General features: G+C 62.0%; 10 protein-coding genes. 6 read left to right on the top strand and 4 right to left on the bottom strand.

The window, feature by feature from the left end; all coding sequences use genetic code 11:
- The first annotated feature begins 46 nt into the window (after nucleotides 1-46).
- From M1D34_RS20260 to M1D34_RS20235, 6 genes are all read left to right on the top strand, one after another.
- The gene (locus M1D34_RS20260) at nucleotides 47-445 is read left to right on the top strand and encodes a hypothetical protein (RefSeq protein ID WP_498783993.1); all 399 of its coding nucleotides are present in this window, start codon (nucleotides 47-49) and stop codon (nucleotides 443-445) included.
- A gap of 334 nt (nucleotides 446-779) precedes the next feature.
- Nucleotides 780-1691, top strand: a complete 912-nt coding sequence (locus tag M1D34_RS20255) for a sulfurtransferase (RefSeq protein WP_498783991.1) — start codon at nucleotides 780-782, stop codon at nucleotides 1689-1691.
- 107 nt (nucleotides 1692-1798) lie between these two features.
- Entirely contained in the window at nucleotides 1799-3013 is a 1215-nt protein-coding gene (locus M1D34_RS20250; RefSeq protein ID WP_498783989.1) for a YeeE/YedE family protein, read from the top strand.
- Nucleotides 3014-3394: 381 nt separating this feature from the next.
- On the top strand, nucleotides 3395-3982 hold the full coding sequence (locus M1D34_RS20245; protein WP_498783987.1) for a DUF6969 family protein: 588 nt from the start codon (nucleotides 3395-3397) through the stop codon (nucleotides 3980-3982).
- 157 nt (nucleotides 3983-4139) lie between these two features.
- Entirely contained in the window at nucleotides 4140-4664 is a 525-nt protein-coding gene (locus tag M1D34_RS20240; RefSeq protein WP_498783986.1) for a GNAT family N-acetyltransferase, read from the top strand.
- Between the two features lie 402 nt (nucleotides 4665-5066).
- On the top strand, nucleotides 5067-6848 hold the full coding sequence (locus M1D34_RS20235; RefSeq protein ID WP_498783984.1) for a monovalent cation:proton antiporter-2 (CPA2) family protein: 1782 nt from the start codon (nucleotides 5067-5069) through the stop codon (nucleotides 6846-6848).
- A 79-nt stretch (nucleotides 6849-6927) separates the two neighbouring features.
- Here the strand turns inward: M1D34_RS20235 and M1D34_RS20230 are convergent, their stop codons facing one another.
- The 4 genes from M1D34_RS20230 to M1D34_RS20215 form a co-directional block, all read right to left on the bottom strand.
- On the bottom strand, nucleotides 6928-9153 hold the full coding sequence (locus M1D34_RS20230; protein WP_498783982.1) for a xanthine dehydrogenase family protein molybdopterin-binding subunit: 2226 nt from the start codon (nucleotides 9151-9153) through the stop codon (nucleotides 6928-6930).
- Nucleotides 9150-10127: an FAD binding domain-containing protein gene (locus tag M1D34_RS20225; RefSeq protein ID WP_498783980.1), complete on the bottom strand. Its 978-nt coding sequence runs from the start codon at nucleotides 10125-10127 to the stop codon at nucleotides 9150-9152. The genes M1D34_RS20230 and M1D34_RS20225 overlap by 4 nt, the downstream gene beginning before the upstream one ends.
- A complete protein-coding gene (locus M1D34_RS20220; protein WP_010975842.1) occupies nucleotides 10124-10747 on the bottom strand; it encodes a (2Fe-2S)-binding protein in 624 nt (207 codons plus the stop codon). Before M1D34_RS20220 ends, M1D34_RS20225 begins: the two co-directional genes overlap by 4 nt.
- Before the next feature lie 200 nt (nucleotides 10748-10947).
- Complete coding sequence (locus M1D34_RS20215; protein ID WP_498783978.1) at nucleotides 10948-11838, bottom strand: helix-turn-helix domain-containing protein; 891 nt, start codon at nucleotides 11836-11838, stop codon at nucleotides 10948-10950.
- Nucleotides 11839-12041 lie beyond the last annotated feature (203 nt).

The raw sequence follows: 12041 nt of genomic DNA, 5'->3' as shown, positions 1-12041 counted from the left end.
TCGTGCATCCTTTCGGGTTTCGCAGGGCGTCCATGGAGAGTGTGTGATGAAGCGCCCGACCGACCGCCGCACAGTATTGATGACCGTCGGAGCTGCGGCCGTCGCCGCGATCGCCGGGCCAGTCGCTGCGCAATCGCCGGATATTCGTGGCGCAGTCACATTCGAGGGCGGCGCGGTCCCGGAAGGTCATCTAGAAATTTACCTCGAGGATCCTGCCATTCAGGACGAAGCGCGACGTCGCGCCACGGAAACGCGCATCAAAAGCGACGGCACGTCAACGTCGATAGCATTTTCCTTGTCCCCGCCCGCCAGCGTGAATGCTTCGCCAACGCTGCGGATCGTTGCGCGCCTGGAGCGTGCGGATGGCTGGCTGGTCGCGCGTGGCAGCACACGGTTCGAAGCGGGTTCGCCTGTCTACGTCACGCTCAATCCAGTTATGTATTGAAGAGCCAAGACTGAAGCACTTGCGGGAAAAGTGTGTAACGGTTTTCCGCCCGAAAGCGCGTCCTCGGATACCTACAACAGTCATGCCGGTTCGCTGCGCTTGAGCCACAAGTTCTGAGGAGACGACTCGAGACAATGCAGCTGCACAGGAGCAGCGGACGCTCCGGGCGGGGCGTCCTCGGCGCGGCTTCGCGCATCACTGTTACCGCACAGAAAGTTTTTCCAAACAGAAAGATTTTCCAAAGTCAGCGGATCTCCGGCCAAGCCATGTCCTGACTCGGCCCGGATCGCGGGGTAGACGAGGTTCGACAAACGAATTCGGGAGCCTCAGGAAAATGCGCATCGCATCATTAGCATTCACGCTGTCCGTCCTTGCCTCGCCCGCGCTCGCTGCCGACATAAGCCCGCTCGTCGACGCCGAATGGGTCAAGGCGAATGCCGGCGATAAAGACGTCGTCGTCCTCGACATCCGCGACAAGGTCGCCGAGACCGAACTTGGCGACAAGCCCTATATCCAGGGCGCGGTAGTCGCCCCTTATGCGAGCGCCGGCTGGCGCACCGAGGTGGGTGGCATCCCCAGCATGCTGCCGCCGCTCGAGCAGATCACCAAGTTGATCGGCGATCTCGGCATCGATAATGACGACCACGTCGTCATCGTGCCCTGGGGTACCGATTCGACCGAGTTTGGTGGCGCGACCCGCGTCTATTGGACGTTCAAATATCTTGGCCATGAGGAAGTTTCGATCCTCGACGGCGGGTGGCGGCAATACGACGCCGCCGGCGGGACACGCTCTGCCGAGGCTGTAAAGCCCGAACCGGCGACGTTCCACGCCGAGCCGCAGGAAGAGCTGCTGGCGACGACCGAGGAAGTCGCTGCCGCGCTTAAGGCCGGTGTCAAGCTCATCGATGGCCGACCGGCCGAGCAGCACGAGGGCAAGTCGAAGAGCCCGGTCGTGCGCGCCAACGGCACGATTCCGGGGTCGATCAACATCGAGCACTCCAAGCTCTACAGCCAGGACCACGCGCTCTTCGCCCGCCCCGAGACTGTGAAGGCCCTGACCGAGGCCGCCGGTCTGGCTGCGGAGGAGGAAAACATCACCTTCTGCAACACAGGGCATTGGGCATCCGTAACATGGTTCGCCCTGTCCGAGGTGCTAGGCAACAAGAACACCACCATGTATGACGGCTCGATGGCCGAATGGACGGCCGATCCGTCGCGCCCGGTCGAGAACAAGTCGGGCACCTGACGCCAACGGACCGGGACCGATCCGCGGTAACGGAAGAACAGGCCAATGTCCGCAAGCTGCGGACATTGGCGATTTGACCAATGCCGCATAGGCGGCAGGATTTCGAAATGACCGACATTTCCTTTGATCGTTCGCGATATTTGCCGTCGGCGGTTGTCGACCGTGGGCCGGCGCTCGTAGCCGGCGGCGCACTGCTGATAGGCTTTCTCGTCATCGCGCAGTTGATCGATCTGCGGCAGGCGACCCTCTTCGTCGTCGGCGGTCTGTTGGGGGTCGCCCTTTATCACGGCTCCTTCGGCTTCACAGGCGGGTGGCGCCGGATGGTGGTCGAGCGCCGCGGGCGCGGCATCCGCGCCCAGATGCTGATGATCGGCGTGGCGGCATTGGCCATGATCCCGCTGATCTCGGCGGGCAGCCTCGGTGGCCAGCCGCTCGTCGGCGCGCTGGCGCCGGTCGGGGTTTCGGTACTCGTCGGGGCTGCCATGTTCGGGTTGGGCATGCAGCTTGGCGGCGGCTGCGGTTCGGGCACACTGTTCACGGTCGGCGGCGGTTCGGCCCGCATGCTCGTAACGCTTACCTTCTTCATCGTCGGCGCGCTCATCGGCTCGGCACATCTTCCGTGGTGGCTGACGCTTCCATCCTTCGGCACGATCGATCTCGGCCGGCAGCTCGGGACCGGCACTGCGATCCTGGCGACGCTCGCAGGCCTCGGCCTCGTCGCCCTGGCGACGGCGCTGATCGAGCGGCGGGCGCATGGCAACATCGAAAGGGAGCCGGAACCGTCGCGTCCGGGTTGGACGTGGCTGCTTTACGGTCCATGGCCCCTGGTGGGGGCAGGGCTGCTCATGGCTCTGCTCAACGTCGCCACGCTGCTCCTTGCCGGCCATCCCTGGTCGGTCACGTTCGGCTTCGGACTGTGGGGCGCCAAGGCGGCGCAAGCGGTCGGCGTTCCGGTCGCGACGTGGGAGTTCTGGAACTGGCCGGGGCCGCAAGCGGCGCTCAGTGCAAGCGTGCTCGCCGACGTTACATCGGTGATGAATTTCGGTATCGTTCTTGGCGCGGCAGCCGCCGCGAGTCTTGCCGGAAAGTTCGCGCCGAAAGCGAAAATCCCGCTTGGCTCCATGCTCGCGGCCGTCGTCGGCGGTTTGTTGATGGGCTATGGCGCAAGGCTTTCCTTCGGCTGCAATATAGGCGCGCTGTTCTCCGGCATCGCTTCGGGCAGCCTGCATGGCTGGCTGTGGTTTGCAACTGCCTTTGTCGGCTCATTCGTCGGCATCTGGATGCGTCCGCTTTTCGGTCTCGACGGGTTCAAGACGAAATGACGACAAGGAACACGCTTCTTTTCGGTGCAGCGCTGGCGGCGGCGACCGCCGCTGTGGCAGTCGATCACCACAATCATCCCGTTCCGCGCGCCCAGCCGGCAGCGACCTCCGGTTCGGCAGGAGGGGCAGCACCCTGTGCCGCAGGTGCCCCGTGCTCTGCTGCCGCGCCTTGCGCGGCAGCAGAGCCTTGCGCCGCCGGCGCTCCGCTCGCAGCACCACCTCCACCGCCCGCGCCAATGCCCTCTATGCCTTGTGCCGCCGGAGCGCCCTCAACGGCAGCGGCACCCAAGCTCGCGCCTCCGCCGCCGCCGGCTCCCCTGCCGACCGAGGGGAAGAAGCTTCCGCCGCCTCCGCCGCCCGCTCCCTTGCCGGTACAGGGAAATGGCTGAGGAAGCCGTAGAACTCGCGCGCCGCGAGATCGCCTACTGCGAAACCTTGCTCGCCAAGGGCGGCCTCAACGTGCTCAGCGAGACCTTTCGCGACACGGCTGAAATCAAGGCCTGGGACCACTACCCGACCGGCGATGTGTTCGACCCGATGAGCGGCGCGCAGTGGTTCTATCACTGCCACCCGGCTGAAGAGGGGGCGGAAGAACACGGCCATTTCCACTGCTTCTTGCGACCGCAAGGACCGCAAGGGCCGATCCACCATCTCGCGGCTGTTGGGGTCGACGCTCATGGGCGCCTTCTGCGGCTTTTCACGGTGAACCAGTGGGTGGTCGGCGATGACTGGCTCGGCGCGGAAGGCACGATCGCTCTTTTGCCGCGCTTCGACGTGCAGATGCCGCGGCCGTCTTATCTCGTGAACCGTTGGCTGACGGCAATTTTCACCGCCTACGAGCAACAAATAACCGAACTGATCCGCGAGCGTGACCGCGCCTTGCTCACACACCGTCAGCCCGAAAGCGTCGAAGCGCGCCAGGACCGCTCGCTGGAAGTCACTTCGGAGTTCAAGCTCTCAGGTCGCTAGTTGCCGCGAACGACGATCAAGCATATCCCGTTAATTCGACACCAAAGCTCAAAAGATTGCAGTTTCGGCTCCGAATCTGGGTGAATGAGTGCCTGGAAAGTCCTGTAATCACAGGCGTTCTATGAAATCGGCGCTACCGACCTGAAGGTACAACCGGATGATTGAATTCAGGTCACTGACCGAAGCAGATTTTCTGATGTTATGTGAATGGCTAAATAGGCCTCATATGCGTGCTCACTATCAGAAGACGCCGATAACGATCGAGGAAGTTCAGGGGAAGTATTCTGAGCGCCTGAGCCCAAGCCATCCCACCCATTGTCATATAGCCCGATATAATGGTGAGCCTTTTGGAATGTTGCAGTGCTATTCGCTTCGCAACTATCCCGATTTCGCGTCTCAGATAGGCGAGCACGACGGCGTAGCCGTCGACCTATTTATTGGTGAGGAGCGTTTCATAGGGAAGGGCTTTGGGAAGGCTATGCTTCGCTCCTATGTGCTGAACGTGGTTCCTTCCATTTTTCCGCAAGACTGCAAATGCTTCATCTGTCACGCTAAAGAGAACAAAATAGCTATTCGTGGTTCGCTGTCCGCAGGGTTTCTGCCGTATCGAGACGTCATCGAGCGCGGCGTGGAAAGTCTGATACTTTCATTCGACCGACCGAACCGCTCGGATGTTCCATAACATGCGTTATCTGATTTTACTATCTATAGTTGTTTGTTCACGGACCAATGCGACTTTCGGTAGATGCAAATGGGTTATCATGTTGAAGATATGCCTCATGAGACGCACCTACTCCCAGATCGATATGGATGAACGTCGCAGATCGCTCGCCGGCGATCGGCCGGCCTGAGCGGCCACCGTCATCGCCGAGAGCCTGCCGGAGCGTCATGCGAGGCGCAAGGCATGCCCGACGGCGCTACGCTCGCCGCTTACACCGCAAAGTTAAAGTGTCCTGCTTCTCGAGGTTCTGTCTAAAGCGATCGAGCTTGATTCAAAGCAAGTTGAGTGGAAGGATGTCGGGGTCTCAACGGTCGCTGGCGCCGCTCTACGAGGCGCTCGTCATCTGGAAATTCGGAGCGAAACATGGCTGCTGAGTCCCACGGCATAGACCTGCTGCCGGTTATCGCCCTGCTTGGAGCGGCCGTCGTCGCGGCTCCGCTTTTCAAGCGCATCGGGCTCGGCTCTGTTCTCGGTTATCTCGCCGCCGGGATTGCAATCGGCCCCTTCGGGCTTCGGCTGCTTCAGGAGCCGTCATCCATTCTTCACGTCGCCGAATTGGGCGTGGTGATGTTCCTCTTCATCATCGGACTGGAGATGCGGCCCTCGCGCCTCTGGGGGCTTCGCCGGGAGATTTTCGGGCTCGGCATCGTACAGGTCGCCCTTTGCGCGCTGCTTCTGACGGGCGTCGGCGTTCTGACCGGCTTCCCGGTAGCCCCCTCCTTCGTCGCCGGCGCCGGCTTCGTGCTCACCTCGACTGCGATCGTCATGCAGTTGCTGGAGGAACGCCGAGAGATAGCGGCGCCGAAGGGGCAACGCATCGTGTCGATTCTCCTGGTGGAGGATATGGCCATCGTTCCCTTGCTTGCGCTGGTCGCCTTCCTCGCGCCGATCGTGCCCGGAAGCGTTGCCGCGTCCGGGGGGATCGACTGGCTTTCGATCGCGATCGGACTTGCTTCGATTGCAGGCCTGGTCCTCGCCGGGCGTTATCTGCTTAATCCGCTTTTCGGCCTCATTGCAAGCGTCGAAGCCAGGGAGGTGATGACGGCGGCAGCACTGATGGTCGTGCTCGGGTCAGCCTATGTCATGCAGCTCGGCGGTCTCTCCATGGCGATGGGCGCCTTCCTCGCCGGTGTCCTGCTGTCGGAGTCGACGTTCAGGCATCAGCTCGAGGCCGATGTCGAACCGTTCCGGGGCATTCTGCTCGGCCTTTTCTTTCTAGCGGTCGGGATGTCGCTCGATCTCGGCGTCATCGCCCGGAACTGGGCGATGATCCTCTTCTACGTGGCCGCCTACATGGTCGTGAAAGCCATCGTCATCTACCTTGTGGCGCGGCTCTTCAGGGCGTCCAATTGGGAGGCGATCGAGCGTGCGGTTTTCATGGCTCAGGGCGGCGAGTTCGCCTTCGTGCTCTATGCCGCGGCCCTCGGCACCGGCATCATCAGCGGCGAAGAGAACGCCATACTGACGGCGATCATCATCGTATCGATGATGGTGACGCCGCTGCTGATCGCGGCGCTGCGTCTCGTGGAAAGGAACATTCCGCTCTCGACGGACGGCGTCGAGCGGCCCGAGAACCTCAGCGGCAATGTCCTGATCATCGGTTTCGGCCGTGTCGGCCAGATCGTGAGCCAGGTCCTTCTGACACGAGGTCACGTCATCTCCATCATCGATACCGACGTGGAGATGATCAACACCGCGCGCGAATTCGATTTCAAGGTCTATTACGGTGATGGCAAGCGCCTCGACATCCTCCATGCGGCGGGCGCCGAGCGCGCCAGTGCGATTGTGGTCTGCGTGGACAAGGCGGACGACGCCACGAAAATCGTCGAGCTCATCAAGGCCGAGTTCCCTCTCATTCCGGTTCTCGCGCGTGCCTCTGACCGGCGGCACGCACTGGATCTCATCACCGCGGGCGCCGATTTCCACATCCGTGAGACGTTCGAATCCTCGCTGGTTCTCGGGCAGAAAGCACTGGAGGCGTTGGGAGCGGATCTGCCGGAGGTCGCCGAAATCATCGAGAAGGTTCGGCAGCGGGACGAGAAGCGGCTCGAGCTCGAATTGGTCGGCGGCCTCTATGCCGGGCGGCCGCTCTTCAGCGGAAAATTGGAGCCGGTGGAGGCCGTGCCGCCCGGCGGTTCGGCGTGAAGGAAGCAGAGGCAGCATCGAAGCCGCGATCCTCATTCCTGTGACGCGGACAGGAATGAGGAAGGAAAGCGGCTACATTCTACAGCAGGCTCTCGATCATGATCGGCAGTTCATGCACCCGCCTTCCGGTGGCGTGATGAATGGCGTTCGAAACCGCCGCCGACATTCCCACAAGCGCGATTTCACCGAGCCCCTTCACCCCCAGCGGATTGACGATCGTGTCCTCCTCATCGACGAAGTGGGCTTCGATATGCGGCGTATCGAGGTTCACCGGCACGAGATAATCGGCCATGTGCGCATTGATCGGACGTCCGTTGCGCCTGTCGAGCACTGTTCGCTCCATGATGGCCATGCCGATGCCGCCGATCATGCCGCCGATGCACTGGCTCGTCGCAAGCTTCGGGTTCACGACCCGGCCGACTCCGTAGGCGCCCAGGGCTCGCCTGACCTTGATCGTCTTCACGTCGGGATCGATGGCGACTTCGGCGAAGACCGCGCCGAATGAATGCATGGAATATTTCTGTCCGGTTTCGGCGTCACGGGCGGCAGTCCCCTCCCCGACGAGCGGTCTCTCCCCGCCATAGGACAGGAGGTCGGCATAGGTGACGCCTCGATCGGACCGGCCTTTCACGAACAGCATGCCATCGCGCCATTCCAGCGCTTCCGGCGATTGCCCGGCGAGCCCCGCATTGCCGCCGCCTTTTGCCGCAAGCACGACCGCCTTCGCCTGAAGATCGAGGCATGCGGCTCTGATCGCGGAGCCGACAGAAGCCATGGTCATCGACCCGCCATGGGGCGGCGTCGCCGGAAAATCGGAGCGGCCAAGGGAAAACCGGATTCTCTCGACCGGAATTCCCAGATATTCCGCGGCGACCTGCGACATCGAGGTGTAGGTGCCCGGCCCCATGTCGCTTGCCGCCGCCTCCACCTCCACCGCCCCGTCGGGGAGAAGTCTTACTCGGGCGTTTGCCGAGGCAAACAGGCATGGATAAGAGGCGTTGGCCATTCCATAGCCGATCAGAAGGCGCCCGTCCCGCATCGAGCCCGGCTCGGGCGTCCGGCGGCTCCAGCCAAAGCGCTCGGCTCCGAGATCGTAGCATTTCAGCATCGATCGGCTGGAGAACGGCACCTGCCGCCCTTCGTCGATCTGCGGCTCGTTGATCCGCCGCAAGTCGATCGGGTCCATCTGAAGCTTATAGGCCAGTTCGTCGACCGCACATTCGAGCGCGTGGATACCGCTCGCCTCGCCGGGGCCCCGCATATAGGTCGGTGTGCTGGCGTCCAGGGGAATGAGACGATAGCTTGTGCGCACGTTCGGACAGGAATACATAAAGTTCGTCACGGACGTGAGCGCCTCCATAAATTCCTCGTAACGGCTCGTCTCCCCTGCCCCTTCGTGGACGATACCGATGAGCTTGCCGTCGGGCTGCGCCCCCAAGGCGATGCGCTGTAGCGTGTAAGGCCTGTGCCCCGTGGCAAAAAACATCTGTTTGCGGGTGAGCACGAGCTTCACCGGACGGTTGACGTGCCGCGCGGCCAGAGCCGCCAGGGTGACGTGCGGCCAGGTTCTCAGGCTGGTGCCGAACGCGCCGCCGATGAACGGACAGTTCACCTGCACACTCCCCGGCGGAAGCCCGAAAATGGCGGCGATCTCCGCCTGCTCGTTGACGACAAACTGGCTTTTGCTCCAGAGCGTCAGGCGGTCGCCGTTCCAGGCGGCGATCGTCGCGTGCGGCTCCATCGGATTGTGGTTCTCGCGCGCGATGACATATTCCGCCTCGACCTTCACGGCCGCGCTTTCGAGCGCCTTGTCGGCGTCTCCGCGGGCGACATCGGCTTCGGCCCGGGCACCCGGCCGACGCGCGACGGCCGGGATGACCCGCTCGCCGGCATGTGCATCGACCTGGGGCTGGCGGGCGGAGTAGGTGACCTTGAGCGCGTTGGCCGCATGCTCCGCCTGATCGAGCGTTTCGGCGACGACGATGGCGACCGGTTCTCCGAAGAAGCGTACTTCGGAGCCCTGCAGTACGTGAAGCCGTTCTCCCACCGGCGGATCGATAGGGCCGCGGTGTTCGTTGTAGGCAAGCCTCTGCGCGTTGAGGTGGCTTATGACAGCCACGACGCCCGGCATTTTCTCAACTGCTGCGCTGTCAATCGATTCTATTCGACCGAGCCCGACAGTACTGCCCACGATGACTGCGTGGGCTTGGCCTTCCTGGTTGAACTCGGCGGCGTATGTGGCCTGGCCAGTGACCTTCAGGCGGCCGTCGATGCGCGACAAGGATTTACCGATAACCGTCGTCATGCCACATCTCCTGCCATTTCGAGTGCTCGTACGATCGTTGCGGGAAGGAGCTTCACCTTGAAACCGTTGTGGGAGAGAGGACGTGTTTCCTCGGTCGAAACCGCCGCCGCGATCTCGTAGCTGGCGCGAGCGGCGGGTTTTCCCACCAGCGCCTGCTCGACAGCGTTCATGCGCCACGGGCGGGTGCCCACGCCCCCCGCGGCGATGCGGACCTCTTTGATTATTCCGTTCTCCACGTGAAGAGCGGCTGCCGCCGATACGAGGGCAAACTCGTAGGAGGATCGGTCCCTGACCTTCAAATAGCGCGCTTTTCTCGCATAGGGACCGTTTGGAATGTGGACCTCCACGATGAGTTCGCCTGGTTCCAGCGTGTGCTCGAGATGAGGCGTCGACTCGGGAAGCCGGAAGAGCTCCTCTACCGGAATGGTTCGCTCGCCGCGCGGCCCCTTCAAGGAGAGCGTCGCTCCCAGCGCGACGAGAGAAACGGCCAGATCGGATGGATGTGCGGCGACGCAGTGCTCGCTGGTGCCGAGAATTGCATGGCCAGCGTTCAGGCCGTCGATTGCCGAGCATCCCGAACCCGGTACGCGCTTGTTGCAAGGCGCGTCCAGCATGCGGAAATAGGGACAGCGGACCCGCTGCAGCAGATTGCCGCCGATCGACGCCACATTGCGGAGCTGCGGCGATGCACCCTCGGTCAACGTCTCCGGGATGAGCGGCTGCAATCTGCGCACGTCCTGATTGACGGCGACCTCGGACATGCGGGCCAGCGCGCCGATGACGATCGCCTCATCCGTGGCCCGGACGTAATTCAGCGGCAGGCGATTGATGTCCACGATCTTTTCCGGCGTCTCCACCTCCTCGCGCATCAAGTCGACGAGGGTCGTCCCGCCGGCAAGATATCTGGCTCCGGCAGCGGCTGCGGCGATCGCTTCGGACTCGCTGGCCGCCCGTTGAAATTCGAAGGGTCTCATGTGCGATCCTCCTTGGCAGCCTGGGCGACGGCCGCAACGATCCCGGGATAGGCGCCGCAGCGACAGATGTTGCCGCTCATCCAGTAGCTGATCTCCTCGGCCGAGGATGCATGACCCTCGCTGATGCAGCCGAGCCCCGACATGATCTGTCCCGATGTGCAATAGCCGCATTGAAACGCGTCATGCTCGATGAAGGCCACCTGCAGCGGATGCAGCGCCTCTCCTTCTGCGACGCCCTCGATGGTCGTGATCTTCGCGCCGTCATACATGACGGCGAGCGCCAGGCACGCATTGACGCGCTGGCCGTCTATCAGCACCGTGCAGGCCCCGCACGCACCCTGGTTGCACCCCTTTTTGGTGCCGGTCAGAGAGAGCCTCTCCCTCAGCATATCCAGAACTGACAAGCGGGGATCGACAACCAGCTGATGGACTCGACCATTCACGGTCACTTCCAACGGCAACGTGTGCGTGGGAGGCGCGGGCGTTGCGGTTGAATCCGCTGCTGCCTCGGCTGGGAGCGGCAGCGCGGCAAATGCCACGGCCCCGGCGGTTGCCTGAAGCGCTTCTCGGCGTGACATGGTAAGACCAGGCGGATGCAATTCTGCTGTTTCGTCAGTCATGAAAGGTCCCCTTCGGCTCAGTAATGGCGAGAGAGAATAGGACGTGTGCGGCGAGTTCACTGTTCCGGTCTTTCGGAATTGTTCGGATGTTGCTGTGACGATCAAGAACTGCGGCGAGAGTCAGCCATCAGCCGTCAAAACAAGCTGCCGCAAACACAGGCATTGCTGAAGCATTCCGCCGATGAGACCGGTTCAAGATGTCAGAGCCGACGGCGAAACTCGGTCGGTGTGATCCCCACCGCTTTCCGAAAGCTAGCGGCAAAAGCGGATTGTGTTTCATAGCCCACGGCAAGAGCGATATCGTTGACGCGCAGCTTCATATCTCTCAGCAGCGTCTTGGCGTAGGCGATGCGCTGGCGAGTCAACCATCCGTATGGCGTCTGTCCGGTGGCCATACGGAAGGCCGTACAGAAGTGGAATCGGGTCAAGTTTACCAGGTCCGCCAGTTCCTGAATCCGGATATCCTCCGCCATATTTTCGCGCATATAGCCGGTTACACGCTTGACCTGCCAACCCGAAAGACCACGCTGCGGTCCAGGCGAGATAGGCATTGAAGTTGCGGAATGAGCCCTGAGGAGCTGAAGACAGACAAGGTCGAGGAGCTGATCGATGTACAAGTGGGAGATCGCGTCTCCCGAATTTATCTCGTCATTGATCAAAGCCATGATGGCGAACAGTTTGGGATCGTTGAAGTTGACGCGGTCAAGCAGCTCGGGCTCCCGGCCATTTCCCACCTGATCCGCGCTGGCTAGAAGGCGCTTGTGGCCCAGGAAAATGTTCGAGACCTCGACAGGGCCGTCGGCCCGCCAAAACCCACCGTGGCCTCTTGGTGCCAAAGTGATCGTCCCCATCGCCGCGGGAGCGGAAATCGTCTGACCGCCGATCTTGACCGAGGCCATGCCCTGCCCGGAATATTTCGCAGAAAGCACATGATCCTTCAGCGGCGGCAAATCATACTCGAACGGTTTGTTCCACCATCGGCCGACCAGTCGCGTATCATCCGAAAACACCTCTGCAACAACGGGTGGCGATAAGCCCCGCTGCAAACGACGAATGTGGGCCGTCGTATCCGCAAGCGCTTTCCCGCCCATGGCTGTCCCCTCTTCTTCAATCTACAGCTAACCCAAGCTTCGCGGACGCTAGCATTGCTCGAATATTTGCAAAATATATAGTTTGGTGAATTGACGGCTCGTGTGGGCGGCAGCGTGTACTTGCACGAGGTCGGATAACGGCTCAGCGTAGCACCACTTTGCACATAAGCCTACATCGCCACTTTGCCGCAGTCCAACTGCCG

It is taken from the genome of Ensifer sp. D2-11 (genome assembly GCF_054161295.1).
The sequence above is the reverse complement of the archived record's forward strand: the minus strand, read 5'-3'. Positions and strand labels throughout refer to the sequence as shown.